26 protein-coding genes are annotated in these 25,643 nt (G+C 55.0%); 10 read left to right on the forward strand and 16 right to left on the reverse strand.

From position 1 onward, the window contains the following. Nucleotides 1-16 precede the first annotated feature (16 nt). The 3 genes from secB (at nucleotide 17) to cysE (ending at nucleotide 2,397) form a co-directional block, all read left to right on the forward strand. Nucleotides 17-484 carry a protein-export chaperone SecB gene (gene secB, locus ACE38U_RS19180; RefSeq protein WP_038477105.1) on the forward strand — a complete coding sequence of 156 codons (468 nt, stop codon included), beginning with the start codon at nucleotides 17-19 and terminating at the stop codon, nucleotides 482-484. Continuing rightward, nucleotides 484-1,503 (forward strand): NAD(P)H-dependent glycerol-3-phosphate dehydrogenase, encoded by a 1,020-nt coding sequence (gene gpsA, locus ACE38U_RS19185; RefSeq protein ID WP_038477101.1) that lies wholly within the window; start codon nucleotides 484-486, stop codon nucleotides 1,501-1,503. The genes secB and gpsA overlap by 1 nt, the downstream gene beginning before the upstream one ends. Before the next feature lie 78 nt (nucleotides 1,504-1,581). Next, nucleotides 1,582-2,397: a serine O-acetyltransferase gene (gene cysE, locus ACE38U_RS19190; RefSeq protein WP_038477098.1), complete on the forward strand. Its 816-nt coding sequence runs from the start codon at nucleotides 1,582-1,584 to the stop codon at nucleotides 2,395-2,397. On the opposite strand, the gene trmL is transcribed toward cysE, so the two are convergent. From trmL to cpxR, 3 genes are all read right to left on the reverse strand, one after another. Further along, nucleotides 2,394-2,867, reverse strand: coding sequence for a tRNA (uridine(34)/cytosine(34)/5-carboxymethylaminomethyluridine(34)-2'-O)-methyltransferase TrmL (gene trmL / locus ACE38U_RS19195; RefSeq protein WP_038477095.1), 474 nt, complete (start codon nucleotides 2,865-2,867; stop codon nucleotides 2,394-2,396). The genes cysE and trmL overlap by 4 nt on opposite strands. 82 nt (nucleotides 2,868-2,949) lie before the next feature. Beyond that, the gene (cpxA, locus tag ACE38U_RS19200) at nucleotides 2,950-4,320 is read right to left on the reverse strand and encodes an envelope stress sensor histidine kinase CpxA (protein ID WP_038477092.1); all 1,371 of its coding nucleotides are present in this window, start codon (nucleotides 4,318-4,320) and stop codon (nucleotides 2,950-2,952) included. Further along, the gene (gene cpxR, locus ACE38U_RS19205; protein ID WP_008457487.1) at nucleotides 4,317-5,015 is read right to left on the reverse strand and encodes an envelope stress response regulator transcription factor CpxR; all 699 of its coding nucleotides are present in this window, start codon (nucleotides 5,013-5,015) and stop codon (nucleotides 4,317-4,319) included. The genes cpxA and cpxR overlap by 4 nt, the downstream gene beginning before the upstream one ends. Nucleotides 5,016-5,166: 151 nt before the next feature. Here cpxR and cpxP point away from each other — a divergent pair, with 151 nt between their 5' ends. From cpxP to ACE38U_RS19230, 5 genes are all read left to right on the forward strand, one after another. After that, entirely contained in the window at nucleotides 5,167-5,676 is a 510-nt protein-coding gene (cpxP, locus tag ACE38U_RS19210) for a cell-envelope stress modulator CpxP (protein WP_038477089.1), read from the forward strand. Nucleotides 5,677-5,799: 123 nt separating this feature from the next. Next, nucleotides 5,800-6,702: a CDF family cation-efflux transporter FieF gene (gene fieF, locus ACE38U_RS19215; RefSeq protein WP_375530371.1), complete on the forward strand. Its 903-nt coding sequence runs from the start codon at nucleotides 5,800-5,802 to the stop codon at nucleotides 6,700-6,702. Nucleotides 6,703-6,884: 182 nt separating this feature from the next. Continuing rightward, entirely contained in the window at nucleotides 6,885-7,847 is a 963-nt protein-coding gene (pfkA, locus tag ACE38U_RS19220) for a 6-phosphofructokinase (RefSeq protein WP_038477083.1), read from the forward strand. 151 nt (nucleotides 7,848-7,998) lie between these two features. Then, nucleotides 7,999-8,988 carry a sulfate ABC transporter substrate-binding protein gene (locus ACE38U_RS19225; protein ID WP_375530372.1) on the forward strand — a complete coding sequence of 330 codons (990 nt, stop codon included), beginning with the start codon at nucleotides 7,999-8,001 and terminating at the stop codon, nucleotides 8,986-8,988. Nucleotides 8,989-9,088: 100 nt separating this feature from the next. After that, nucleotides 9,089-10,393, forward strand: a complete 1,305-nt coding sequence (locus ACE38U_RS19230; RefSeq protein WP_375530373.1) for an SLC13 family permease — start codon at nucleotides 9,089-9,091, stop codon at nucleotides 10,391-10,393. A 49-nt stretch (nucleotides 10,394-10,442) separates the two neighbouring features. Here the strand turns inward: ACE38U_RS19230 and tpiA are convergent, their stop codons facing one another. Both tpiA and ACE38U_RS19240 read right to left on the reverse strand, forming a co-directional pair. Beyond that, nucleotides 10,443-11,210, reverse strand: coding sequence for a triose-phosphate isomerase (gene tpiA, locus ACE38U_RS19235; protein WP_038477074.1), 768 nt, complete (start codon nucleotides 11,208-11,210; stop codon nucleotides 10,443-10,445). A gap of 108 nt (nucleotides 11,211-11,318) precedes the next feature. Next, nucleotides 11,319-11,918 (reverse strand): DUF1454 family protein, encoded by a 600-nt coding sequence (locus ACE38U_RS19240; RefSeq protein WP_038477072.1) that lies wholly within the window; start codon nucleotides 11,916-11,918, stop codon nucleotides 11,319-11,321. A gap of 117 nt (nucleotides 11,919-12,035) precedes the next feature. On the opposite strand from ACE38U_RS19240, the gene ACE38U_RS19245 reads away from it, so the two are divergent. Continuing rightward, entirely contained in the window at nucleotides 12,036-12,455 is a 420-nt protein-coding gene (locus ACE38U_RS19245; RefSeq protein WP_038477069.1) for a DUF805 domain-containing protein, read from the forward strand. A 1-nt stretch (nucleotide 12,456) separates the two neighbouring features. Here the strand turns inward: ACE38U_RS19245 and fpr are convergent, their stop codons facing one another. From fpr to ACE38U_RS19265, 4 genes are all read right to left on the reverse strand, one after another. Then, nucleotides 12,457-13,203, reverse strand: coding sequence for a ferredoxin--NADP(+) reductase (fpr, locus tag ACE38U_RS19250; RefSeq protein ID WP_038477066.1), 747 nt, complete (start codon nucleotides 13,201-13,203; stop codon nucleotides 12,457-12,459). 99 nt (nucleotides 13,204-13,302) lie between these two features. Next, on the reverse strand, nucleotides 13,303-14,313 hold the full coding sequence (gene glpX, locus ACE38U_RS19255; RefSeq protein ID WP_038477063.1) for a class II fructose-bisphosphatase: 1,011 nt from the start codon (nucleotides 14,311-14,313) through the stop codon (nucleotides 13,303-13,305). Nucleotides 14,314-14,419: 106 nt separating this feature from the next. Then, entirely contained in the window at nucleotides 14,420-15,934 is a 1,515-nt protein-coding gene (gene glpK, locus ACE38U_RS19260) for a glycerol kinase GlpK (protein ID WP_038477060.1), read from the reverse strand. 21 nt (nucleotides 15,935-15,955) lie between these two features. After that, complete coding sequence (locus tag ACE38U_RS19265; RefSeq protein WP_038477057.1) at nucleotides 15,956-16,810, reverse strand: MIP/aquaporin family protein; 855 nt, start codon at nucleotides 16,808-16,810, stop codon at nucleotides 15,956-15,958. A 436-nt stretch (nucleotides 16,811-17,246) separates the two neighbouring features. Between ACE38U_RS19265 and zapB the strand changes: the two genes are divergently transcribed. Then, complete coding sequence (gene zapB / locus ACE38U_RS19270; RefSeq protein ID WP_008457532.1) at nucleotides 17,247-17,486, forward strand: septal ring assembly protein ZapB; 240 nt, start codon at nucleotides 17,247-17,249, stop codon at nucleotides 17,484-17,486. 63 nt (nucleotides 17,487-17,549) lie between these two features. Here zapB and rraA read toward each other — a convergent pair whose 3' ends face one another. From rraA to priA, 7 genes are all read right to left on the reverse strand, one after another. Next, nucleotides 17,550-18,035, reverse strand: coding sequence for a ribonuclease E activity regulator RraA (rraA, locus tag ACE38U_RS19275; RefSeq protein ID WP_008457535.1), 486 nt, complete (start codon nucleotides 18,033-18,035; stop codon nucleotides 17,550-17,552). Nucleotides 18,036-18,130: 95 nt separating this feature from the next. Further along, entirely contained in the window at nucleotides 18,131-19,057 is a 927-nt protein-coding gene (menA, locus tag ACE38U_RS19280; protein ID WP_375530374.1) for a 1,4-dihydroxy-2-naphthoate polyprenyltransferase, read from the reverse strand. A 77-nt stretch (nucleotides 19,058-19,134) separates the two neighbouring features. Further along, nucleotides 19,135-20,469, reverse strand: a complete 1,335-nt coding sequence (hslU, locus tag ACE38U_RS19285) for an ATP-dependent protease ATPase subunit HslU (RefSeq protein WP_038477050.1) — start codon at nucleotides 20,467-20,469, stop codon at nucleotides 19,135-19,137. A 9-nt stretch (nucleotides 20,470-20,478) separates the two neighbouring features. Next, a complete protein-coding gene (hslV, locus tag ACE38U_RS19290) occupies nucleotides 20,479-21,009 on the reverse strand; it encodes an ATP-dependent protease subunit HslV (RefSeq protein ID WP_038477047.1) in 531 nt (176 codons plus the stop codon). A gap of 89 nt (nucleotides 21,010-21,098) precedes the next feature. After that, the gene (gene ftsN / locus ACE38U_RS19295; protein ID WP_176981813.1) at nucleotides 21,099-22,145 is read right to left on the reverse strand and encodes a cell division protein FtsN; all 1,047 of its coding nucleotides are present in this window, start codon (nucleotides 22,143-22,145) and stop codon (nucleotides 21,099-21,101) included. A gap of 89 nt (nucleotides 22,146-22,234) precedes the next feature. Further along, a complete protein-coding gene (gene cytR / locus ACE38U_RS19300) occupies nucleotides 22,235-23,269 on the reverse strand; it encodes a DNA-binding transcriptional regulator CytR (RefSeq protein ID WP_038477041.1) in 1,035 nt (344 codons plus the stop codon). 161 nt (nucleotides 23,270-23,430) lie between these two features. Beyond that, nucleotides 23,431-25,629, reverse strand: a complete 2,199-nt coding sequence (gene priA / locus ACE38U_RS19305; protein ID WP_375530375.1) for a primosomal protein N' — start codon at nucleotides 25,627-25,629, stop codon at nucleotides 23,431-23,433. Nucleotides 25,630-25,643 lie beyond the last annotated feature (14 nt).

Raw genomic sequence — 25,643 nt, forward strand, 5'->3', positions numbered from 1 at the left:
AATTTAAGGGTTAACAATGTCAGAACAAAACAATACAGAAATGGGTTTCCAGATTCAGCGTGTTTACACCAAGGATGTCTCTTTCGAAGCACCTAACGCGCCGCACGTTTTCCAGAAAGACTGGCAGCCAGAAGTTAAACTGGATCTGGATACTGCATCCAGCCAGCTGGCTGACAATATCTACGAAGTTGTACTGCGCGTAACCGTCACCGCCAGCCTGGGCGAAGACACTGCTTTCCTGTGTGAAGTTCAGCAGGCGGGTATCTTCTCCGTGGACGGTATCGAAGGCTCGCAGCTGGCGCATTGCCTGGGTGCATACTGCCCGAACATTCTGTTCCCGTATGCGCGTGAATGTATCACTAGCCTGGTTTCTCGCGGCACTTTCCCGCAGCTGAACCTTGCACCGGTTAACTTCGATGCGTTGTTCATGAACTATCTGCAGCAGCAAGCTGGCGAAGGTGCTGAAAACCATCAGGATGCCTGATGAACAGCCTTAATGCTTCAATGACTGTTATCGGTGCCGGCTCTTACGGCACCGCTCTCGCTATCACCCTTGCGAGAAATGGCCACCACGTTGTGCTGTGGGGCCATGATGCCAAACATATCGCTACGCTGCAGGCCGATCGCTGCAACGTGGCTTTCCTGCCCGACGTTCCTTTTCCCGACACGCTGCATCTCGAGAGTGATTTAGCCGTCGCACTTGCCGCCAGCCGCAATATTCTGGTGGTCGTGCCGAGCCATGTGTTCGGGCAAGTGTTACGTCAAATCAAGCCGCTGATGCGCCCGGATGCACGTATTGTGTGGGCGACAAAAGGGCTGGAAGCTGAAACGGGTCGATTGCTGCAGGACGTTGCCCGCGAAGCGCTGGGTGATGATGTTCCCCTGGCGGTTATTTCCGGCCCGACCTTTGCGAAAGAGCTGGCTGCCGGTTTACCAACCGCGATTGCGCTTGCGGCGACCGACGACCAGTTTGCAGAGGATCTCCAGCACCTGCTGCACTGCGGCAAAAGCTTCCGCGTCTACAGCAATCCCGATTTCATCGGCGTTCAGCTGGGCGGGGCGGTTAAAAACGTCATCGCTATTGGGGCCGGGATGTCGGATGGCATCGGGTTTGGCGCCAATGCACGTACCGCGCTTATCACCCGTGGTCTTGCAGAGATGACGCGTCTGGGCAGTGCGCTCGGTGCTTCGCCTGAAACCTTTATGGGTATGGCTGGCCTGGGCGATCTGGTGCTGACCTGTACCGACAACCAATCCCGTAACCGTCGCTTCGGCATGATGCTTGGCCAGGGAATGGATGTGGATGGCGCACAGCAGAAGATTGGCCAGGTGGTTGAAGGCTATCGCAATACCAAAGAAGTTCGCGAGCTGGCGGCTCGAGTAGGCGTCGAAATGCCAATAACCGAGGAAATTTATCAGGTATTGTATTGCGGAAAAAATGCGCGCGAGGCAGCATTAACGTTGCTTGGTCGTACTCGTAAGGATGAACGAAGCGGCAATTGAGGGATCGCTTAATACACCGCAATAACTGAAACGTCCCGACCCTGGTGTCGGGCGTTGTTTTTCTGTCTGGAGAGAACAATGTCGTCTGAAGAACTGGATTTGGTGTGGAGCAATATTAAAGCCGAAGCGCGAGCGCTTGCGGATTGTGAACCCATGTTGGCCAGTTTTTATCATGCGACGCTCCTCAAGCACGATAACCTTGGTAACGCGCTCAGCTACATGCTGGCCAATAAGTTAGCTTCGCCGATTATGCCGGCTATCGCGATTCGCGAGGTTGTCGAAGAAGCCTACGCAGCCGATCCGCAGATGATTGCTTCCGCGGCTTGTGACATTCAGGCTGTTCGCACCCGTGACCCGGCGGTAGACAAGTATTCAACGCCGCTGCTTTATCTCAAAGGTTTTCACGCGCTCCAGGCATATCGAATTGGCCACTGGCTCTGGCTGCAAGGGCGACAGGCGCTGGCTATCTTCCTGCAGAATCAGGTCTCAGTTTCTTTCCAGGTAGACATTCACCCGGCGGCGAAAATCGGCTGCGGGATCATGCTGGATCACGCCACGGGGATTGTGATCGGTGAGACTGCGGTCGTCGAAAACGATGTTTCTATTCTGCAGTCGGTCACGCTGGGCGGTACCGGTAAAACCAGTGGCGATCGCCATCCGAAGATCCGCGAAGGCGTGATGATTGGCGCTGGCGCAAAAATCCTTGGCAATATAGAGGTCGGAACCGGCGCAAAAATTGGCGCAGGCTCAGTTGTGCTACAGCCTGTTCCGCCGCATACCACTGCTGCTGGCGTACCGGCTCGCATTGTGGGCACGCCAGGTAGCGACAAACCGGCGATGGATATGGATCAGCACTTCAACGGCGCGGGCTTTGAGTACGGCGACGGCATTTAGCTTCTGAGCACGGCGCCCTGATACCCCAACTGGCGCCAGGCCTCATACACCACCACGGACACCGAGTTAGAGAGGTTCATGCTGCGGCTGTCCGGCATCATTGGGATGCGAATCTTCTGTTCCGCCGGCATCGCATTCAGGATCTCAGGGGGCAACCCACGCGTTTCCGGCCCGAACATCAAATAATCCCCTGCCTGATAGCTCACCGCGCTGTGGGCCGGCGTTCCCTTGGTCGTTAAGGCAAACAGGCGTTGAGGCTTTTCTGCCTCTAAAAATGCATTGTAGTCGCGATGGCGCAGCACGGTCGTAAACTCGTGGTAGTCCAGCCCGGCGCGTCGCAGGCGCTTATCGTCCCAGGGAAAGCCCATCGGCTCAATGATGTGCAACCGGAAACCGGTATTGGCGCACAGGCGGATAATGTTCCCGGTATTGGGCGGAATTTCTGGCTCAAACAAAACGATATTTAACATACAACCCCCATCGACTAGGGGGCGAAGAATAGCAAAATTGCGGCTAAGCAGAAATGAAAACAGGCTCCGTAGAGCCTGCTTGTTAGCGGTGATAAAGCGGTAGCCAGAGCGTCAGGCGTAGACCACCCAGCGGGCTGTCATCAGCTTTTACCCAGCCACGATGCTGCTGTACGGCGGTTTCCACGATAGCCAGACCGAGACCTGTACCTCCCGACTCGCGATCGCGAGCTTCATCTGTACGATAGAACGGGCGGAAAATCTGCTCTCTGTCTTCCGGGCTGACACCCGGGCCGTCATCGTCAACGGTGACGGTAATGCCTTGATTATCGACTGAGAAATTCACAGCTATCTTGGTATGGGAGTAACGCAGGGCGTTACGAACAATGTTCTCCAGCGCGCTTTCCAGCGCATTCGGGTTACCGTACATCAGCCACGGTCCCGGCGGGTAGGTGATCTCCAGCGACTTGCCCACCTGCTCGGCTTCGAAGGCGGCGTTATCCAGCATCTCAGTCCAGATTTGATTAGCCTTCATGGTCTCGCTAACCAGCGCATTTTTTTGCTGGTTACGCGACATGACAAGCAGGTCATTAATCATCCCGTCCAGGCGCTGGGCTTCCGTTTCAATGCGTGCCAGCTCTTTGCTCTCACCGCTTCGGCGGCGCAGCAGCGCGGTACCAAGCTGCAGGCGGGTCAGCGGAGTGCGGAGTTCATGAGAGATATCAGACAGCAATCTTTGCTGCGCCGTCATCATTCTTTCCAGCGCCGTCACCATTTGGTTAAAGCTTGCGCCCGCGGCCTGGAATTCCTGTGGCCCAGCCTCGAGTTCCGGATGTTGACGCAGGTTGCCCTGGGCTACTTCATCTGCTGCGTTTTTCAGCTTACGAGCCGGTTTGGCGAGGCTCCATGCAAGCCAGAGCAACAGCGGGGAACTCACCAGCATGGTGACAATCAGTAGCAGCAAAGGGCGGTCGAACAGCAGGTTGATGAAGTCAGATTGCGAGCTGCTGGCCGGGCGAATCAGGTAAAGTTGGTAGTTATCTTCGCCATCTCGCACCGAAAAAGGCCCAACTAGCTCAACCCGGCCATATTTCTTTTTCTGAGGATGATCGGCATTATCGGACTGGCCGATAAAGTTGCGGATGATCTGCATTTCGTTGCGTTGGGCGCCAATGACGCGCCCTTCGCTGGTGACCAGCAGCAGACGCTGGCCAGGAGGTGCCCATTTGTCGATGGCGCGGAACAGGCGCCGCCACCACATCAAATCATTCGGTGGATCGGTTGCCAGCTCCGCCTCGACGTGTTGCTCAATCATGTAGCCCTGACGTTGCTCATTTTCCATCAGCTCGGTCATCTGGCGTGAATCCAGCTTCGGCAGCATTAAAACTAACATCAGTACCAGAGCTAGCGTCAGCCAGAAGATGGCAAAAATTCGCGCGGTAAGGCTACTTATCATGAAGCGGAAACCATCAGATAGCCGCGGCCACGCAAGGTTTTAAACCACGGATGGCCGTCTTTACGATCCGGCAATTTACGACGCAGGTTGGAAATATGCATGTCGATTGCACGATCGAACGGCGTTAAGCGTTTACCCAGAACTTCCTGGCTCAGATGTTCACGTGAAACCACCTGACCCAGATGCTGGGCAAGGAGATAAAGCAGCGTGAATTCGGTGCCGGTTAAGTCCAGGGCCTGCCCGTCAAAGCTGGCTTCCTGGCGGCCCGGATTGAGGCTCAGCCCGTCGACTTCTACCGTCGGCGAACTGCTGTCGCTGTTCTGTTGCTGCTCGCTCCAGTGTGAACGACGCAGGATGGCGCGAATACGGGCGACAAGCTCGCGGTCGTTAAAGGGTTTTGGCAAATAGTCATCGGCACCCAGCTCAAGGCCGAGCACGCGATCGAGTTCGCTACCGCGAGCGGTAAGCATAATGACAGGTGTCTGGTGTGTCTGGCGAAGCTCTTTCAAAGTATCAATGCCGTTTTTCTTTGGCATCATTACGTCGAGCAATAACAGGTCGATGCTGTCGTCCAGAAGCGTCAACGCTTGCTCACCATCGTGAGCAACAATCACGTCAAAACCTTCCATGTCGAGCAATTCCTTTAGCAGGGAAGTCAGCTCTCGGTCATCATCAACTAACAGGATTTTATTCATTGTGAAATTACCTCCGAGGCAGAAATTACGTCATCAAGGCGCGCTAATCCATGACTTTACGTTGTTTTACACCCCCTGACGCTAGTTTGCAGCGGGAATCGTAGACTGGCTCTCGTTGAATCGCAGCACACACAGATTTTGGGAGCAAGTGATGCGCAATGTTACCGCTGTCGTCATGGCCTCAACGCTGGCGTTTACCTCGTTAGCCAGCCAGGCCGCTGATTTGCCGACCGGCGTTAACTGGCCACAAAGCGACAATCTGGCAAAACGAAACAACGGTCAGAATCATATGTTTGACGGCATAAGTTTGACTGAGCAACAACGCCAACAGATGCGAGATCTTATGCACCGGGCAAGGCATGATAGCCCACCCGTTAATGTTAGCGAAATGGAGATCATGCATCGCCTGGTCACCGCAGATAAATTTGATGAAGTGGCAGTGAAAGCTCAGGCTGAAAAAATGGCACAAGAACAGGTTGCCCGCCAGGTTGAAATGGCAAAAGTACGCAACCAAATGTACCACTTACTCAGTCCGGAACAGCAAGCCGCTTTGAATGAGAAACACCAGCAGCGCATGGATAATCTCCGTGAACTGTCTGAACTGCAGCAGGGCGTTTCGCTGCAGGCCATGAGTAGTAGCAGTACCCGTAGTAACCAGTAACAAACCCTGTTTTCCTTGCCATAGACACCATCCCTGTCTTCCCCGCCTACCAAGGCGGGTTTTTTTTGCCCGACGCTCAGGGCGGATCCGCTATACTAGCGGCATTCACCTGCGGGAGCCCCCATGAATCAACAATATGGGCAGCTGGTTAGTCGGGCTGCAATTGCAGCGACCGTCATGGCGTCGCTGTTGCTGTTAATTAAAATTTTCGCCTGGTGGTATACCGGTTCGGTCAGTATCCTGGCCGCGCTGGTGGATTCACTGGTTGATATTGCCGCTTCATTAACGAATCTGCTGGTGGTGCGTTATTCGCTTCAGCCCGCGGATGAAGAGCATACGTTCGGTCACGGTAAGGCTGAGTCGCTGGCCGCCCTCGCACAAAGCATGTTTATCTCAGGTTCTGCACTGTTCCTGTTTTTGACCGGTATTCAGCACCTGGCCGAACCCTCGCCGATGAAAGATCCTGGTATTGGCGTTGCGGTCACGATTGTGGCACTGATAAGCACCTTAATTCTGGTGACTTTCCAGCGCTGGGTGGTGCGAAAAACTCAAAGCCAGGCCGTCCGGGCAGATATGCTTCATTATCAGTCTGATGTTATGATGAATGGCGCAATTCTTATTGCGTTGGCCTTATCCTGGTACGGCTGGCATCGTGCGGATTCGCTGTTTGCTTTGGGCATTGGCGTGTACATTTTGTATAGCGCGCTGCAAATGGGTTATGAAGCAGTGCAATCGCTGCTTGATCGGGCGTTACCAGACGAGGAACGTCAGGCTATTATTGATATCGTGAATGCGTGGCCCGGCGTCAGAGGGGCCCACGATCTTCGAACGCGGCAGTCAGGGCCGACCCGCTTTATACAGCTTCATATTGAGATGGAAGATAATTTGCCGCTGGTTCAGGCGCACGTTGTGGCTGAACAGGTGGAACAGGCAATCTTGCATCGTTTTCCCGGATCGGATGTGATTATCCACCAGGATCCTTGCTCTGTGGTTCCAGCGGGACGACAGGGGCATTTCGAGCTTTAGTTTTACGTTGGAAAGTTGGCGCTGATTGGCAGTTTTTGCATAATGTACCGCCATTTGGCCTGACCTGAATCAATTCAGCTGGAAGCCGTTGTTATACTATTTGGGCAGCGTCGAAGCTTCGGATTGCCCGCAGCGTTTTCCGGCAACAGGATTAATTTTGCTTTCAAAGTTCAGAGGTAGTCATGATCAAAAAAATTGGTGTGTTGACGAGTGGCGGTGATGCGCCGGGCATGAACGCGGCGATCCGCGGTGTGGTGCGCGCAGCGCTGTCAGAAGGTCTGGAAGTCATGGGTGTCTATGATGGCTACCTGGGTCTGTACGAAGATCGCATGGTGCAGCTGGACCGCTATAGCGTGTCCGACATGATTAACCGTGGCGGTACATTCCTGGGTTCCGCTCGCTTCCCTGAGTTCCGCGATGAAAATGTTCGCGCCGTGGCTATCGAAAACCTGAAAAAACGCGGCATTGACGCGCTGGTGGTTATCGGCGGCGACGGTTCTTACATGGGGGCAATGCGCCTGACCGAAATGGGCTTCCCTTGCATCGGTCTGCCGGGCACCATCGATAACGATATCAAAGGCACCGACTACACCATCGGTTACTTCACCGCGCTGGAAACCGTGGTTGAAGCGATTGACCGCCTGCGTGATACCTCCTCTTCACACCAGCGTATCTCCATCGTTGAAGTGATGGGGCGTTACTGCGGTGACCTGACCCTGGCTGCGGCTATCGCCGGCGGCTGTGAGTTTGTGGTTCTGCCGGAAGTTGAATTCAGCCGCGAAGATCTGGTGGCAGAGATTAAAGCCGGGATCGCCAAAGGTAAAAAACACGCCATTGTTGCCATTACGGAGCACATTTGCGATGTCGACGAACTGGCTAAATATATCGAAACCGAAACCAAGCGCGAAACCCGTGCTACCGTTCTGGGCCATATCCAGCGCGGCGGTTCTCCGGTAGCGTATGACCGTATCCTGGCATCCCGCATGGGCTCTTATTCCATCGAACTGCTGCTGCAGGGCTTTGGTGGCCGCTGCGTCGGCATCCAGAACGAAAAACTGGTTCACCATGACATCATCGACGCGATTGAGAACATGAAGCGTCCGTTTAAAGGTGACTGGCTGGATTGCGCTAAAAAGCTCTACTAAGTCGAGCTGCTATCAGCGAAAACCGGGCATTGCCCGGTTTTTTATTGCCTGTTATATCGCCAAAAGTTATAGACAATCTTTTTTTATTCTTTAATCCTTGAAATAGTTTCTGGCACGCTGGCTGCATCAAACTTCATAGAGAGAGCGAGCGATGAACAAGTGGGGCGTGGGTTTAACATTACTTTTGGCTTCTGGTGGCGTACTGGCGAAGGATATTCAGTTACTCAACGTGTCTTACGATCCGACTCGTGAACTGTATGAAGAGTACAACAAAGCGTTCAGCGCTCACTGGCAGCAGCAGACCGGTGATACGGTCACCGTACGCCAGTCTCACGGTGGGTCCGGGAAACAGGCAACCTCGGTCATCAACGGTATTGAAGCCGATGTCGTGACCCTGGCTCTGGCCTATGACGTTGATGCTATTGCCGAACGCGGACGCATTGATAAAAACTGGATCAAGCGCCTGCCGGATAACTCCGCGCCATACACTTCCACCATCGTGTTCCTGGTGCGTAAAGGCAACCCTAAACAGATTCATGACTGGAACGACCTGATTAAACCCGGCGTTTCCGTCATCACGCCAAACCCGAAAAGCTCCGGCGGTGCGCGCTGGAACTACTTAGCCGCATGGGGCTATGCGCTGCACCACAACAATAACGATCAGGCGAAAGCGCAGGACTTCGTTAAAGCATTATTCAAGAACGTAGAGGTGCTGGACTCCGGCGCTCGCGGCTCGACTAACACCTTCGTTGAACGCGGCATTGGCGATGTGCTGATTGCGTGGGAAAACGAGGCCTTACTGGCTACCAACGAGCTGGGTAAAGACAAATTCGAGATTGTGACCCCGAGCGAATCTATTCTTGCAGAACCGACCGTGTCGGTCGTGGATAAAGTTGTTGAGAAGAAAGGGACTCAGGCGGTGGCAGAAGCTTACCTGAAGTATCTCTACTCGCCAGAAGGCCAGGAGATTGCGGCGAAGAACTACTATCGCCCGCGTAACCCTGACGTTGCTAAAAAGTATGAAAAAGAGTTCCCGAAACTGAAGCTCTACACCATTGATGAAGAGTTTGGCGGCTGGGCGAAGGCGCAGAAGGACCACTTCTCTAACGGCGGTAGCTTCGACCAAATCAGCAAGCGTTAATCTTAAGTGGCCCCGAGGGGCCATTTTTGTTTCCGCTGTCTGACATTTACTCGCTGAATATCTTCCCGTAGAGTGCTGAAAAACTCTACAGGAGACAGGTATGTCGCTCTGGTTTTCAGATCCCCTCATCCTGCCCGGCATCATTATTCTCATCACCATCGTTCTTTGGGCCACTTCTGCGCTGCCTGAATACCTGACCGCGCTGTTATTTTTCGCCGCAGCGATGGTGGCGAAAATAGCCCCGGCCGAGGTGATTTTTAGCGGCTTTGCCTCGTCGGCCTTCTGGCTGGTGTTCAGCGGTTTTGTTCTGGGCATCGCTATTCGCAAAACGGGTCTGGCCGATCGTGTGGCTCGAGCGCTTTCCGCAAGGCTGACGAATTCCTGGCTGCATATGGTCGGCAGCGTCGTGTTACTAAGTTATGCCCTGGCTTTTGTTATGCCTTCGAACATGGGGCGCATTGCGCTGCTGATGCCGATTGTTGCGGCGATGGCGCAAAGAGCGTCCATCGGCGAAGGCACTCGAGCCTGGTACGGTTTGGCGCTGGCCGTGGGATTTGGCACTTTCCAGCTCTCGGCCACGATTTTACCCGCCAACGTACCGAATCTGGTGATGAGCGGGGCGGCTGAAGGGTCTTATGGCCTGCATCTTAACTATCTGCCTTATCTGATGCTGCACACCCCGGTGCTCGGCATTCTGAAAGGGATTGTGCTGATAGGCCTGATTTCCTGGCTATTTCCCGGCAAGCCTTTGCCGCCTGAGCAAATGGCCAGCTCAGCGCCGATGAGCGCCGAAGAAAAGCGGCTGGCGTGGCTGCTGGTTGCCGTGCTGGGGCTGTGGGTGACTGAAAGCTGGCACGGGATTGGTCCTGCGTGGATAGGCCTTATCGCCGCCTGCATAACGCTGTTGCCGCGCGTTGGATTTATCACCGGGGAGGAGTTTGCCAGCGGCGTGAATGTACGTACCTGTTTTTACGTGGCGGGGATTCTGGCTCTGGCAACGACCGTGACTCATATTGGGCTGGGCGCTCTGGTGGGCGAGAAGCTAATGGCTATTATGCCGCTGGACGCCAGCAGGCCCTTTACCAGCTTTGCCGCGCTGACCGGCATCACCAGCCTGCTCAACTTTATCGTCACCGCGAATGGCGTGCCCGCGCTTTATACCACCTTTGCGGAGAGCTTCTCGCAGGCGACGGGATTCCCACTTTTGTCAGTGATTATGATTCAGGTGCTCGGTTATTCAACGCCGCTGCTGCCGTATATGGCTTCACCGATTGTGGTGGCGATGGGGCTGGGGAAAGTTCCCGCCAAAGAGGGATTGAAGCTTTGCCTGGCGCTGGCCTTGGTGACGTTCTTGATTCTGCTGCCGCTGGATTATGGCTGGTTCCAGTTGCTGCACAAACTCTAAAAAAAACGGCTCCGCTTGCCGGAGCCGTTCATCAATATTATTCGCGTAATTACGCTTTTTTCGCTTCAGCTGCTGCTTTAACGATAACCGCGAAAGCGTCCGCTTTCAGGGATGCACCGCCAACCAGCGCGCCGTCGATGTCCGGCTGAGCAAACAGCTCTGCTGCGTTTTTATCGTTAACGGAACCGCCGTACTGGATGATCACTTGCTCAGCCACTTTCGCGTCTGCTTTAGCAATGTGGTCACGGATAAATTTGTGTACTGCCTGAGCCTGAGCTGGGGTTGCAGATTTACCGGTACCGATAGCCCAAATTGGTTCGTAAGCGATAACCGCGCCTTCGAAAGCTGCTGCGCCCTGAGTTTTCAGCACGGCGTCAATCTGGCGGGCGCAAACTTCTTCGGTTTTGCCCGCTTCGTTTTCCGCTTCGCTTTCACCGATGCACAGTACTGGCACCAGGCCTGCAGCTTTCAGCACGGCGAATTTTTTGGCGATGAACTCGTCGGACTCAGCGTGATAGGTACGACGCTCAGAGTGGCCAATGATGATGTATTTAGCACCGATATCTTTCAGCATGTCTGCAGAAACTTCACCGGTGAACGCGCCGGACAGGTTAACGTCTACGTTCTGCGCGCCAAGAATGATGTGGCTACCGGAAGCAGCGTGTTTGGCCAGGTCCAGGTACATGGTTGGTGGGGCGATGGCAACGCCGCAGCCGTCCACGCCAGACAGCTCTTTACGCAGGTTAGCGATAAGCTCGTTAACCATATGTTTGCTGCCGTTCAGTTTCCAGTTACCCATCACTAAAGGATGTCGCATTTTAATTCTCCACGCGGTAAGCAATAAAAAGAATCACTGCCCGTTGGGCAGCTTGGTCTGTGAAACAGTATAGAGAGTCAGCGGGTGAAAGGCTTTGCTTTTTGTCATTTATTCGCCGCTGTTTAACGTCTCGGATAGCGTTAGCTTAATCGGTTCAACGGCGAAAGTTAGCCCTTTTTCGCCGTTATCTGCCACCACATAGCGAATGGCACCGTCGTTCTGGGCGAAATAGCGTTTATTTTTTCCATCGCTGAGTAATTTGGTCAGCTTCTGCTGGCTTTGCGCTTTTGAAAGCGTTGGCGTGAAGCTGCGGATAATCGCGGCCATATACTCCAGCGCCTTGCCGCGGGCGGCTTTTTGCTCCGGTCCTTGAATGGGCAGCCAGGTTATCTGCATCGACTTAATTTTTAAGGTACCGAGTTCCAGCGCCGTAGAAGCGTAAAGATTTTCGTTGATCTTGGTGGCGGCGCGGGTCAGGTTAGCTTTGTCGCGGCTTTTCTCCACTGCGCGGAATTCATTCAGAGGCAGCGACGGATTATCGATATCAAACCTTCCGCGAAACTGGGTAATGGTCAGATCGAAAGTCGGTGCACCTGGCAGCAGGTAAGGGGCGGCAGGAAGCTGAGAAGCTGTATCTGACGTAGGATCTGCCCGACTCACCGCCAGAGGCAGCGCCAGCAGCACAAGGGCAGGCAGCAGGTATTTCATCGACACACTTCTCCTGATTTGTTCATCATCCCGATTAAATCGGCAATCCGTTGGCTTGTCAAAACGGGCGGTGACCAGGGTACACTACGCCGCGAGAAAATAATAAGGACCTTACCCATGACCATACAGCAATGGTTGTTCTCTTTTAAAGGGCGTATTGGACGCCGTGACTTTTGGATCTGGATCGGCGCGTGGATAGTCGGGCTGATTATTCTGTTTACCCTGGCCGGGGCAGAAATCCTGCCTTACTCCACGGCGGGCTTCTTCCTCACCGGCTCGTTGATTCCCACCGCCGCAGTGATTGTGAAGCGCCTGCACGACAGGGATAAAAAAGGCTGGTGGGCGTTGCTGTTCATTCCGGCATGGCTGCTGGTGGCGGGGAACTGGGAAACTTTTGGCACGCTGTGGCAGTGGGGATTAGGGCGTTTTATCCCGACGCTTATCTTCGTCATGGTGTTGATGGACCTGGGTGCGTTTGTTGGCACCCAGGGAGAAAACCGCTTCGGGAAAGAGACCAGCGAAGTTAAATTTCGCTAACTTACCAGTAATGTTCGGCGGTCATATGGCCAGGTCTGCGGCGCAGATGTTTGGCCATCTGCCGGGTATCTTTCAGCAATTGCTGGGTATCACGCACCATTTGCGGGTTCCCGCATAGCATCACATGGCTGGTTTCAATATCCATCGCTAAGCCTACAGCCGCCTCAAGCTCGCCGCTTTCAATTAACGCCGGAACGCGCCCGGTGAGCGAACCTGGAACGGTTTCACGACTGACCACGGTTTGAATACGCAGTTTCCCCTGATAGCGCTCCTGTAACTCAAGCATGAGCGGGAGATAGCTTAAGTCGCTGGCGTAGCGCACCGCGTGAAGCAGAACGATATTGTCAAAGCGCTCAAGATCTTTGCCTTCCTGCAGGATAGACAGATAAGGCCCCAGCGCGGTGCCGGTCGCCAGCATCCAGAGCGTCTTGCATTCGGGGATTTCTTCCAGCACGAAGAACCCGGCCGCCTCGCTGACCAGCTGCACTTCATCACCAGGCTGAAGGGCATGCAGGCGAGGGCTGAGTTTGCCTTCGGGAACGGTAACCAGATAGAACTCAAGATCGGGGTTACTCGGGGCGTTAACGTAGGAGTAGGCGCGCTGAACGCGTTCGCCGTCTATCTCAAGCCCAAGCTTGGTAAATTGCCCGGCGGTAAACGCATTTACCGGCGCGTGAACCGTCAGGCTGAAGAGAGAATCGGTCCAGTTTTGAACCCTGGTGACTTTACCTGTAACCCACTCCGCCATGTTGCACTCCCGTCGTTACTTTTTTTCTATCTTCTCCAGAATGTGGCGGCATTTCCAGCCCAAACGAGCCGGAAAGCTCTAACCAACAAACGAGAAACGTTACAGAATATGCTTCTGCACTTCGGTATCTTTACGATCCAGATAGTGAATGGACTGGATGCGGCGAATGGTCCGGGATTTGCCGCGAATCAGCAGCGTTTCCGTGGTGGCCATGTTGCCCTTACGGGTGATGCCTTCCAGCAAATCGCCTTTGGTGATGCCTGTGGCGGAGAAAATAACGTTGTCGTTACGCGCCATTTCATCAAGCTTTAACACCAGCCCGGCCTCGATGCCCATTGCTTTGCAGCGCGCCAGTTCCTGCTCGCCAATGCGACGATTCTCTTCGCTGTCGCCTTTTACGTGGTGACGAGCCAGCAGCCGACCCTGCATATCGCCGTCCAGCGCGCGAATAACTGCCGCAGAAACTACGCCTTCCGGAGCGCCGCCGATCCCATAGAGGACGTCAACTTCGCTGTCCGGCATGCAGGTCAGGATCGAGGCGGCAACATCGCCGTCAGGAATGGCGAACACGCGCACGCCAAGCTGCTGCATCTCTTTAATCGTTTCGTCGTGGCGTGGTTTTGCCAGGATGGTTACCGTCAGCTCACCAAGTGGCTTTTCCAGCGCAGACGCGATGTTGCGGAGATTATCTTCAAGGCCGAGATTAAGGTCGATTGCGCCTTTGGCTCCCGGCCCAACGATCAGTTTCTCCATATACATATCGGGTGCATTCAGAAACGTGCCTTTATCGCCCACTGCGAGAACCGCCAGGGCGTTAGCCTGACCCATCGCCGTCATACGCGTGCCTTCAATCGGATCAACGGCAATATCTACCGCATCGCCTTTGCCGGTACCGACCTTTTCGCCAATGTAGAGCATCGGCGCTTCGTCGATTTCGCCCTCGCCGATGACGATTTCACCGTCGATGTTGATTTGGTTAAGGACGATACGCATGGCGTTTACGGCCGCGCCATCGGCCACATTCTTATCCCCACGGCCAAGCCATTTGTAGCCAGCAAGCGCGGCGGCTTCGGTCACGCGGGAAAATTCGATGGCAAGTTCTCGTTTCATAGCAGACTCATTTAGCAAACAGAATTGCCGGGGAGTTTAGCACAGGCGGGGAAGAGGGCGGGCAAGGCAGAAGCTGAAAGGCCCCTTTTCAGGGGCCTTATGGAGATTACTTCTCTTCGTGATCTTCCCAGGCAAGGGCGCGTTTAACCGCCTTTTGCCAGCCGGCGTAGCGGTAATTACGCTCGGTAGTTTCGATACCCGGACGGAACTCTTTCTCGATAACGGATTTCTCCTGCAGTTCGTCCAGGTTCTGCCAGAAGCCCACGGCCAGACCTGCCAGGTAAGCCGCACCCAGAGCGGTAACTTCACGAACTTCAGGGCGTTCAACGCGGGTGCCCAGAATATCGGACTGGAACTGCATCAGGAAGTTGTTGGCAACCGCACCACCGTCCACGCGCAATGCATGCAGGCGAATACCGGAGTCAGCCTGCATTGCTTCCAGCACGTCACGAGTCTGGTAGGCGATGGATTCCAGCGTAGCGCGAATAATATGGTTCGAGTTCACGCCGCGAGTCAGGCCGAAGATAGCCCCACGTGCATACGGGTCCCAGTAAGGCGCGCCCAGGCCGGTAAACGCAGGCACAACGTATACGCCGTTGGTATCCTTCACCTTGTTGGCAAAGTACTCGGAGTCGAACGCATCGCCAATCATCTTCATTTCGTCACGCAGCCACTGAATGGATGCGCCAGCCATAAACACCGCGCCTTCCAGCGCGTAGTTAACTTCGCCTTTCGGGCCGCAGGCGATGGTAGTCAGCAGGCCGTTGGTTGATGCAACTGCCTTTTCGCCGGTATTCATCAGCATAAAGCAGCCGGTGCCGTAGGTATTCTTCGCCATGCCTTCTTTTACGCACAGCTGGCCAAACAGCGCGGCCTGCTGGTCGCCGGCGATACCTGCGATAGGAATACGCGTGCCGCCTTTACCGCCGATGTTGGTCTGGCCATAAACTTCGGAAGATTTGCGAACTTCCGGCAGCATCGCCCGAGGGATATCCAGCGCTTCCAGCATACGGTCGTCCCAGTCCAGCTCGTGGATGTTGAACAGCATGGTACGGGAGGCGTTGGTGTAGTCGGTAACGTGCACACGTCCCTGGGTCATCTTCCAGATAATCCAGGTATCCACGGTACCGAACAGCAGTTCGCCGCGGCGAGCACGCTCGCGTGAGCCCTCAACGTGGTCGAGGATCCATTTTACTTTGGTACCGGAGAAGTACGGGTCAACCACCAGGCCGGTGTTGTGACGCACGTATTCTTCCATGCCGTTGCGCTTCAGCTCTTCGCAGATATCAGCGGTACGGCGGCACTGCCAGACGATCGCATTGTAAATTGGCTTACCGGTTTCGCGCTCCCACACCACGGTGGTTTCACGCTGGTTGGTGATGCCGATGGCCGCGATTTCGTCGGAATTGATGTCCGCTTTTGCCAGCACTTCTACCAGCGTGGAGCTTTGGGTGGCCCAGATTTCCATCGGATCGTGCTCTACCCAGCCTGGCTTAGGATAGATTTGCTCGAATTCACGCTGCGCGACGCTGATGATGTTGGCGTCATGATCCAGGACAACGGCACGCGAGCTGGTTGTTCCCTGGTCGAGAGCGACGATGTATTTTTTTTCTGTAGTCATAATCATGTCCTGAAGTCAGTATTACAGTGCTTTTTGCTGAGAGGTCACCTTGGTGTCCGGCTTGTCTTCTTCGACAACGCAGACATCGCATGGCAGGTGGCGACCAATCAATTTACGGTAGCCGAATGCGCCGAGGCACGCGCCGACAATAGGCGCAAACAGCGGCACCAGGAAGTAAGGCATGTCTTTCCCACCGGTGAAGGCTACGTCGCCCCAGCCTGCCAGCCACGCGAAGGTCTTCGGCCCAAGGTCACGAGCAGGGTTCATCGCAAACCCGGTCAGCGGGCCCATTGACGCGCCGATAACCGCGATCAGCAAGCCAATCAGCAGCGGAGCCAGTGGGCCACGCGGCACGCCGTTACCGTCATCGGTCAGCGCCAGAATCACGCCCATCAGAATGGCGGTAATCACCATTTCTACGGCAAAGGCCTGCACAAAGTTAATGTGTGGATTCGGGTAGGTGGAGAAGATACCTGCTAAATCCAGGCTTTCTACGCTGCCGCGCACCATATGATGCGTTTGTTCGTAGTCGAGGAACAGATTGTAATATAAGCCATAAACCAACGCGGCGGCGCTGAACGCGCCAAGGAACTGTGAAATAATAAACGGCACGACTTTGCGGCCGTCAAAACAAGCGAACAGCCAGAGTGCGATCGTCACGGCCGGGTTAAGATGTGCACCAGAAACCCCTGCGGTCATATAGATAGCCATCGCCACCCCTAAGCCCCAGATGATACTGATTTCCCACTGCCCGAAGGTGGCACCGGCCACTTTCAATGCAGCAACACATCCCACACCGAAGAAGATCAACAACGCGGTACCCATGAATTCGGCGATGCACTGGCCTTTTAAGGTTGTTGTAGCTGTCTGACTCATAGTGGGGTCCTGAAGGCAAAATTGATGATTATTGTTGTAGAGCGTCCTAGCCACCTTTATGCCGTGTAGGCACGGTGTTAATTTATCGTTAACGAGCACAAACGAGAAATATCGAACTTTAAATGTGCGTGGTGCGTCAAGAAAATGAGCGTTTTCGCGCTAAAAAATGAGCGGCACCGCATGATAAAACGGGGGAAGTTACGCGTTTTGTTAACGTATTATTTAACAAATTTTGGCCGTGAGGGCGGATGGCTTTCGGCATAGGCTGAAAAACGTCATGTTACGCAAAGAGCGCGGTAAGCCGCTGGACACGTGCATCCGCGCTCCTTACAATCGAGTTACGCCACGTGTTGCGCATACGTTCATAAAGGCGTCGCCGAAGAATCGGGACGAGGATAGCCATCCATCAACGCCTTGCCATTCAGGAGAGTTCGAAATGTCATTTGAAGTGTTTGAGAAACTGGAAGCAAAAGTTCAGCAGGCGGTTGACACGATTACGTTGTTACAGATGGAAATCGAAGAGCTGAAAGAGAAAAATAACGGTCTGGCTCAGGAAGTGCAGCAGGCGCAGAGCAATCACGAAGAGCTGGTGCGTGAAAACAGCAGCCTGAAAGAACAACAGCACGTCTGGCAGGAGCGTTTGCATGCGCTGCTGGGCAAAATGGAAGAAGTGTAATTCCCGCTTCCGACAAATAAGAACGGGCGCCTCAGGCGCCCGTTTTGCTATGTATCAGCTGGATTACTCAATATCCAGCGGATCTTCGGAGAGGATGATTCCGGTGTTGTCGGCATACAGATGGTCGCCGGAGAAGAAGGTGACGCCACCGAAGTTGACGCGCACATCGCTTTCGCCGATGCCTTCACCCGCAGAGCCTGCCGGAATTGCCGCAATGGCCTGAATGCCAATGTCCAGCTCTTCCAGATCGTCCACCTGGCGTACCGCGCCGTAAACCACAATGCCTTCCCACTCGTTTTGCAGCGCAAGACGAGCCAGTTCCGCATCAATCAGTGCACGACGTACCGAACCGCCGCCGTCGACCAACAACACGCGTCCACGGCCATTCTCTTCGAGCAGATCGTACAGCAACCCGTTGTCCTCGAAACATTTCACCGTGATGATTTGCCCACCAAATGACGAGCGGCCACCAAAGTTGGAGAACAACGGCTCGACGACGTTGACCTCTTCCTGGTAGATGTCACAAAGCTCAGAAGTATCGTATTTCATAGGATTAAGGTTCATTTGCTGCAGGAGTTGTCAGTATATCGCGTTCTGTTAACTGTTGGCAAAATCATCAATTGTTAATTGATATTTGTCAGTCATCAGAAAACGGTACTGAGCACGACGCCCACGGCAAACAGCAGATTCGTTAGCAACGCTGCTTTTACGGTGCGTTCCAGCATTGGGCGCATCGCAACAGGAGACTGCTCGCGTACCACATAGGCTGCTTGTTTGAGTAAAAGCGGCGCGGCCAGAACAAACAGCCATCCCCACAGACTCTTGAGCCAGATAAGGTTAAACAGGGCGAGGCAGACCAAAGAACCGATGAGCAGGCCGGCATGATAGCGGCGGGCAATGACCGGGCCGAGGCGCACGGCGAGCGTACTTTTACCGTTTTCACGGTCGCTGTCGATATCACGTAGGTTATTGATATTTAGCACGGCCGTTGCGAGCAGGCCGCAGGCGGTGGCGGGCAGAATGACCAGCGGCGCCAGTGAATGAGCCTGCAGATACCAGGTCCCCGCGACGCTAATCCAGCCGAAGAACACCAGCACTGAAATATCCCCCAGCCCCATATACCCGTAAGGGCGGGTGCCGACGGTGTAGGTAATGGCGGCGACGATAGACAGTACGCCGAGCAGCAAGAAACCCATAAAGTCCGCAAAGGTGTGACAGGCGAGGGCGACCAGCGACAGGCCCGAGAGGCAAATCAGCACGACCGTGATGACCAGCGCACGTTTCATCTGTGCCTGAGTAATCATCCCTTTTTGCATCCCACGCAGCGGCCCGATGCGATCTTCTTTGTCGCTGCCTTTAACCGCATCGCCGTAGTCATTGGCGAGATTTGACAAGATTTGCAGCAGCCCGGCGGTCAGCAGCGCCAGCAGCGCCACGGCAGGGTCAAATACGCCTTGCCAGTAGGCCAGGGCCGAGCCGCAGACGATGGAAGCAAACGCCAGAGGCAGCGTGCGTGGGCGAAGACTTTCCAGCCAGGCCTGGGTGACACTTGTAGGTTGCGAATCGCTCATTATTTGGTTGCCAACTTAGATAAAAAAATGGAGGGCATAAGCCCTCCACTTCAAATGAAGAAAATGCGTTAGCCGGATTATAGGATAAAACGGCTCAGGTCTTCATCTGCAACCAACTCATCCAGATGTTTGCCCACGTATTCGGCGTCGATCAGGATGGACTGACCATCTAGCTCGCTGGCGTCATAGGAGATATCTTCCATCAGACGTTCAAGCACGGTGTGCAGACGACGAGCACCGATGTTTTCGGTTGATTCGTTCACCTGCCAGGCCGCCTGAGCAATACGACGGATACCGTCCTCGGTAAAGTCGATGTTCACGCCTTCGGTCGCCATCAGCGCTTTGTACTGCACGGTCACTGAGGCGTTCGGCTCGGTCAGGATGCGCTCAAAATCGTCAACAGTCAGAGCCTGCAGCTCAACGCGAATCGGCAGACGGCCCTGCAGCTCAGGAATAAGATCTGACGGGCTGGCAACCTGGAACGCGCCGGAAGCGATAAACAGAATGTGGTCCGTTTTCACCATCCCGTGCTTGGTAGACACGGTACACCCTTCTACCAGAGGCAACAGGTCGCGCTGTACGCCTTCGCGGGAAACGTCCGGGCCGGAACTGTTGCCGCCGCGCTTACAAATTTTGTCGATTTCATCGATAAACACGATGCCGTGCTGCTCAACCGCGTCGATGGCGTCCTGCTTCAGCTCTTCCGGGTTCACCAGTTTTGCCGCTTCTTCTTCCACCAGCAGCTTCATCGCATCTTTGATTTTCAGCTTGCGCGGTTTCTGCTTCTGGCCGCCCAGGTTCTGGAACATGGACTGCAGCTGGCTGGTCATCTCTTCCATGCCCGGAGGTGCCATGATTTCTACACCCATAGGTGCAGCGGCGAGATCGATTTCAATCTCTTTGTCATCCAACTGGCCTTCACGCAGTTTCTTGCGGAACGACTGGCGAGCCGCAGAAGGTTCCTGCTGAGCTTCAGACTGGCCCCAGTTATTCTTCGCCGGTGGGATCAGCACGTCGAGAATGCGCTCTTCGGCCATCTCTTCGGCGCGATAACGGTTTTTCTCAATAGACTGCATGCGAACCATTTTTACTGCAGCATCAGTCAGATCGCGGATGATGGAATCCACTTCTTTACCGACATAGCCGACTTCGGTGAATTTGGTCGCTTCAACCTTAATGAACGGCGCGTTGGCCAGTTTTGCCAGGCGGCGGGCAATTTCGGTTTTACCCACGCCGGTCGGGCCGATCATCAGAATGTTTTTAGGGGTAACTTCATGGCGCAGCTCTTCGTCAAGCTGCATACGGCGCCAGCGGTTACGTAAGGCGATAGCGACGGAGCGCTTAGCGTTGTCCTGGCCGATAATGTGTTTGTTCAGCTCGCTGACAATTTCGCGTGGGGTCATTTCAGACATGGGAAATCCTTACGCTTTAGACGGTAATTCTTCGATGGTATGGAAGTGGTTGGTATACACGCAGATATCACCTGCAATATCCAACGCTTTCACAGCGATGTCGCGCGCACCCATTTCGGTGTTTTCAAGCAGGGCACGGGCGGCGGCCTGGGCGTACGGGCCGCCAGAGCCGATGGCAATCAGATCGTTTTCAGGCTGGATGACGTCGCCGTTACCGGTGATGATCAGAGAGGAATTCTCGTCAGCCACGGCCAGCAGTGCTTCCAGCTTGCGCAGCATGCGGTCGGTACGCCAGTCCTTCGCCAGCTCAACGGCGGCTTTCACCAGGTGGCCCTGATGCATTTCCAGCTTGCGCTCAAAAAGTTCGAACAGCGTGAAGGCATCCGCAGTACCGCCAGCAAAACCGGCGATCACTTTATCGTTGTACAGGCGACGCACTTTTTTGACGTTGCCTTTCATGACGGTATTTCCCAGCGTGGCCTGGCCATCGCCGGCAATGACCACATGGCCGTTACGACGTACACTTACTATTGTTGTCACGATCGGACCCCTTTTGCATCAGCTAAACAGGAGCCCTGCGTGGTACGCAGGGCCTAATGCCATTATAAATGGGGGGCAATTTTGGGGTTTCAACCCCCGGTGGCAAGACGAATACAGCTGGTATGTCCAGCCATCTTGAGGCGATTGATTGTGCCGTCGACGTTGTCTTTGCCTTTGATAGGGCCAATAACGACGCGGTTCCAGCCGTTATTGGTCGTAATACGAGAGTCAAAACCTTCAAACGCCAGCTGAGCGCGAACGGTTTCCGCCTGCTCGCTGCCTTTAAACGAGCCACACTGTACCATCCAGCGTTTTTCGTCCTTCTTCTCCTGGCTGGCCGGGGCCTGCTTAGCGACTTCCTGCTCGCGCGTAATGGGTGCTGGCTGAGCTTCACGCTGAACCGGTTTGGTTTGCTGAGGCGCTTTTTGCTGACTGTGCGGCGGCGTCTGCAGCAGATCCTGGTAAGGCTGCTGATTGTTGGCCGTCGAGGTCTTTGGCTGTTGCTGTTGAACGGTTTTTGGCTGCTGGTAAGGCTGCGTGGTTTGCTGCGTGTTACGCGGCTGCTGGTATGGCTGCTCCGCTACGCGCTGCTGAACGCGAGGCTGCTGCGTTTGCGTATTCCACTGCTGCTGCTGTTGTGCTGGCTGCGTTTGCTGAACAATCTGCTTCTGACGCTGCAAAGTTTGCTGGCGCTGGGCAGGTGTTTGCTCATTCCACGGCACTTCATTTAGCTGAGTTGGCTGCTGGCGCATATCCGCCTGCATTTGTTCAAGCAGCTGTCGCTGTTCGTTGGTGAGCTGGTTTTGGTTCATGACTTCGCCACCGGCGGTCGGCTCGGTAGGCGCACGAACGCCAGGCTGGCGGTTTTCCAGCTCTTTAATATAGCGCCAGCGCTCTTCTGGTTTTGGCGGCAGGCCATTCCCGGTCACTTTGTGGCCCGGGAGAACGTCTATCTCTTCTTTCTTATGGTGAGTAATAAAGTAAAGAGCACCGACAAAGGCCACCACGATCGCGGCCGCAATGGCTACCATCGTCGGAGAGACGGAGGGCAGACTACGTTGCTTTTTGCGGGGTGTACTTTTTTTGCGCCGCGTCCCTGCCGATTGCCCGCGGCTTACATAATCTCGTTGTGCCACTATCGTTTCGCTGTCTTTATTCGTTTATCAGTCCGCCATGTTACTTAAGGGGCGGGGCTTTGACCAGTTTATGCAGTCTTAAAAGCGGCTCATTTTCTGCTGCCGGGCGCGGCGGTGCTGCCTCGCTCAATAAGATCGCAGTCCAGCAGGCGAGAGCCGCTGCTAACGTTTTGGCCGTTAATGTTGTCCAGCAATAGCAGCATAGCCTCTCTGCCAATATCGAAACGGGGTTGTGCGACAGTGGTGAGGGGCGGGTCACAGAACTGCGACAGGGCGATGTCGTCGAAGCCCATGATAGATAAATCTTCCGGGACTTTCAGCCCGCTACGCTTCGCCTGTGACAGAGCGCCTAGCGCCATGACATCGCTGTGGCAGAAAATAGCGGTTGGCGGTTCGGGCAGGGCGATAAGCTGTGCCAGAGCGGCTGCACCAGCTTCATAAGTAAAGTCACCGCGTGCAATGTAGTGAGGATCGACGACGATGCCGTTGCGGCGCAGCGCCTGGACGTAACCCTGCAGGCGGTAATGGCAAAGCGGCATCTCTTCTGGCCCGGCGATACAGGCAATGCGCTGATGCCCAAGCTCCTGCAGATAATAAACGGCGTTAAAGGCGGCAGTCAGGTTGTCGATATGCACCGTTGGCAGTTCCAGCTCAGGCGCAAATTCGTTCGCCATCACCATCGGCGGCAGGTTGCGTTGCTCTTCTTTGCTGGCGTCAAACGGCAGACGTGAGCCCAGCAGCAGCATGCCGTCAATCTGTTTGGTGATGATAAGGTCGATGAAGGTTTTTTCCTGCTGGTTTTGATGGGCGCAGTCGCCAATCAGCACCAGATAGCCCTGTGCAGCAGCGGTCACTTCAATGCCACGGATAATTTCGCTGAAAAACGGATCGCAGATATCGGGCACGATGACCAGGATAGTTCGTGATTCGCTGCGCTTGATGTTACGGCCCAGGGAGTGAGGCAGATAGCCCACTTCAATCGCCGCCTGCTCCACGCGATTACGGGTGCTTTGTGAAACTTTATCTGGATTCATTAGAGCGCGGGATACCGTTGCAGTAGACACGTTTGCCTGCACGGCGACATCTTTCATGGTGGCATTAACCACCGGTTTCTTCGGCTTCACTTCTTCTCCTCACATGCACGCCGCTATCGTCAACACTCCTGTGTGTCTGACAGTCATCACATTCTTAGCAGAAGTTGGCTGTAAGCGGTTACAAATTTTTCACAAGAAATGTGATGAGTATTAGATTTTTCGATCCGCTTCTCATAACCAGCCACATTGTGCTACCCGTCGATAGGGTCAACGTCCAGCATCCACTTCACTTTACGGGCTTCGGGCAGCGTGTTGACCAGCGTGAGCGAATGGCTGACCAGCTTTTGCAGGCGTGCCCTGGACGGATGCTGCAGCAAGATTTGCCAGCGGAAGCGGCCGCCGCGTTTTGGCTGCAGCGACGGGACAGGCCCCATGATCCAGAGCTGTTCATCGCGCAGCGGGCTGGCTTCCAGCAGATTACGCAACTGCTGTAAAAACAGCGGCGCCTGATGGTTGTTCTGATCCTCGGCGCGAATCAGTACATGGCTGGTGTACGGCGGTAAAAAGACCGTTTTACGCTCGCTTAGCGCCTGGCTGGAAAACGCGTCATAGCCTTTGGCCAGCAGCGTTTGCAGTAAAGGATGTTCCGGATGGTGCGTTTGCAGCAGGACTTCACCCTGCTTACCGGCTCGCCCGGCACGGCCAGAAACCTGAACGTAGAGCTGAGCAAAACGCTCGGCGGCCCGGAAATCGGCAGAAAATAGCGCGCCGTCTACGTCCAGCAGTGCGACCAGCGTGACGTCCGGGAAGTGGTGGCCTTTAGCCAGCATCTGGGTGCCGATAAGAATACGTGCGCCGCCGCGGTGAACTTCGGCCAACTGCTGTTCCAGGGCCCCTTTACGGCTGGTGGTGTCGCGATCGATACGGGAAATCGGCACGTCAGGGAATAGCGGCTCAAGACTATGCTCAAGCTGTTCGGTGCCCATGCCAACCGGGACCAGATGCGTGGAGCCGCACTGCGGGCACTGCTGTGGGATTGCACGCTGGCTGTCGCAGTGGTGGCAACGCAGGTGGCGCTGGCCCTGGTGCAGCGTGTAATAGTGATCGCAGCGGGCGCATTCTGCAATCCAGCCGCATTCGTGGCAGAGCAGGGCAGGCGCGAAGCCACGGCGGTTGAGGAACAGAATCACCTGGTTATCTGCGGCGAGATGCTCGCCTATCTTTTTGATCAGCGCTGGCGCCAGGCCTGCTTTAAGCTGCTGCCCTTTGAGATCTACGACCTGCTGGTGGGCAGGGCGCGCATTTCCTGCACGTTTGGTCAGGCGAAGCTGGCGGTATTTCCCCACCTCAACATTGTGCAGCGTTTCCAGCGCTGGCGTGGCCGACCCGAGAATAATCGGAATGTTTTCTGCATGTGCCCGGTAAACGGCCAGGTCACGGGCATGATAGCGCCAGCCTTCCTGCTGCTTATAGGAGCTGTCATGCTCTTCATCGATAACAATGACCCCGAGACGACAGAAAGGCGTAAACAGAGAAGAGCGAGTGCCAATGACGATGGCTGCCTCACCGCTACGCGCTTTTAGCCAGACACTAAGCCTTTCGCTGTCGTTCAGCCCGGAATGCAGGACTTCAACCGGCGCGTTAAAGCGCTCACGGAAACGAGCGATGGTTTGCGGCGTCAGGCCAATTTCTGGCACTAACACTAAAGCCTGTTTCCCCTGCGCCAGGACGTTTTCCAGCACGCTGAGGTAAACCTCGGTTTTCCCGGAGCCGGTAATACCGGCGAGCAGCCAGGCGGCGAAGTGGTCAGATTCGCTGTGGATGGCCCCCACGGCGGTGGCCTGCTCGGTATTCAGCCTTAGTCGTTCACCGGCAACGGAATAGCCTGGCCGCCAGTCTTGTTCCGCGGGTGCTGCGCTTTTCAGGTCGCACAGGCCCTTGGTTCTCAGCGCCTGCAGCCCCGGTTCGCTGATCTCCAGCTCGCTAATTTGATGCCGCCAGATAATATTGTGGCGTAACGCGGCCAGCGCCTGTTGCTGCTTAGGCGCTCGTTTAATGCTGTTCAGATCGATGGCTTTGCCTTCTTCAGTGGCAAACCAATACCAAAGCGGGGCATGGTGCGCGGGTTTTCCCTGGCGCAGAAGAATCGGCAGAGCGTGAAAGAGTACTTCACCAATCGGATGGTGATAATACTCTGCCGCCCACAGCAGAACGCGCCACAGTGACGGCGTGAAGAGCGATCGTCCGTCGAGCACATCGGCAACGGGTTTCAGTTTTTCAAGAGGGAGATCGCTGTTATCGCTGACCGCCATGACGATGCCGACGGCCTCTCGCTGTTTGCCGAAGGGCACCCGCACGCGGCAGCCAGCGCTTACCTGCATGCCGTCGGGAAGCAGGTAGTCGAAGGTACGGGCCAGCGGAACAGGCAGAGCGACGTGGGCTACGGGCATGAAAGCATCCAGGC

It is taken from the genome of Cedecea selenatireducens (assembly GCF_042138895.1).
GTDB classification, from domain to species: domain Bacteria; phylum Pseudomonadota; class Gammaproteobacteria; order Enterobacterales; family Enterobacteriaceae; genus Cedecea; species Cedecea selenatireducens.

Excerpts from the sequence above, each read along its gene's own strand:
- secB (WP_038477105.1), top strand. The coding sequence starts at position 17 with ATGTCAGAACAAAACAATACAGAAATGGGTTTCCAGATTCAGCGTGTT.
- gpsA (WP_038477101.1), top strand. The coding sequence starts at position 484 with ATGAACAGCCTTAATGCTTCAATGACTGTTATCGGTGCCGGCTCTTAC.
- cysE (WP_038477098.1), top strand. The coding sequence starts at position 1,582 with ATGTCGTCTGAAGAACTGGATTTGGTGTGGAGCAATATTAAAGCCGAA.
- trmL (WP_038477095.1), bottom strand. The coding sequence starts at position 2,867 with ATGTTAAATATCGTTTTGTTTGAGCCAGAAATTCCGCCCAATACCGGG.
- cpxA (WP_038477092.1), bottom strand. The coding sequence starts at position 4,320 with ATGATAAGTAGCCTTACCGCGCGAATTTTTGCCATCTTCTGGCTGACG.
- cpxR (WP_008457487.1), bottom strand. The coding sequence starts at position 5,015 with ATGAATAAAATCCTGTTAGTTGATGATGACCGAGAGCTGACTTCCCTG.
- cpxP (WP_038477089.1), top strand. The coding sequence starts at position 5,167 with ATGCGCAATGTTACCGCTGTCGTCATGGCCTCAACGCTGGCGTTTACC.
- fieF (WP_375530371.1), top strand. The coding sequence starts at position 5,800 with ATGAATCAACAATATGGGCAGCTGGTTAGTCGGGCTGCAATTGCAGCG.
- pfkA (WP_038477083.1), top strand. The coding sequence starts at position 6,885 with ATGATCAAAAAAATTGGTGTGTTGACGAGTGGCGGTGATGCGCCGGGC.
- ACE38U_RS19225 (WP_375530372.1), top strand. The coding sequence starts at position 7,999 with ATGAACAAGTGGGGCGTGGGTTTAACATTACTTTTGGCTTCTGGTGGC.
- ACE38U_RS19230 (WP_375530373.1), top strand. The coding sequence starts at position 9,089 with ATGTCGCTCTGGTTTTCAGATCCCCTCATCCTGCCCGGCATCATTATT.
- tpiA (WP_038477074.1), bottom strand. The coding sequence starts at position 11,210 with ATGCGACATCCTTTAGTGATGGGTAACTGGAAACTGAACGGCAGCAAA.
- ACE38U_RS19240 (WP_038477072.1), bottom strand. The coding sequence starts at position 11,918 with ATGAAATACCTGCTGCCTGCCCTTGTGCTGCTGGCGCTGCCTCTGGCG.
- ACE38U_RS19245 (WP_038477069.1), top strand. The coding sequence starts at position 12,036 with ATGACCATACAGCAATGGTTGTTCTCTTTTAAAGGGCGTATTGGACGC.
- fpr (WP_038477066.1), bottom strand. The coding sequence starts at position 13,203 with ATGGCGGAGTGGGTTACAGGTAAAGTCACCAGGGTTCAAAACTGGACC.
- glpX (WP_038477063.1), bottom strand. The coding sequence starts at position 14,313 with ATGAAACGAGAACTTGCCATCGAATTTTCCCGCGTGACCGAAGCCGCC.
- glpK (WP_038477060.1), bottom strand. The coding sequence starts at position 15,934 with ATGACTACAGAAAAAAAATACATCGTCGCTCTCGACCAGGGAACAACC.
- ACE38U_RS19265 (WP_038477057.1), bottom strand. The coding sequence starts at position 16,810 with ATGAGTCAGACAGCTACAACAACCTTAAAAGGCCAGTGCATCGCCGAA.
- zapB (WP_008457532.1), top strand. The coding sequence starts at position 17,247 with ATGTCATTTGAAGTGTTTGAGAAACTGGAAGCAAAAGTTCAGCAGGCG.
- rraA (WP_008457535.1), bottom strand. The coding sequence starts at position 18,035 with ATGAAATACGATACTTCTGAGCTTTGTGACATCTACCAGGAAGAGGTC.
- menA (WP_375530374.1), bottom strand. The coding sequence starts at position 19,057 with ATGAGCGATTCGCAACCTACAAGTGTCACCCAGGCCTGGCTGGAAAGT.
- hslU (WP_038477050.1), bottom strand. The coding sequence starts at position 20,469 with ATGTCTGAAATGACCCCACGCGAAATTGTCAGCGAGCTGAACAAACAC.
- priA (WP_375530375.1), bottom strand. The coding sequence starts at position 25,629 with ATGCCCGTAGCCCACGTCGCTCTGCCTGTTCCGCTGGCCCGTACCTTC.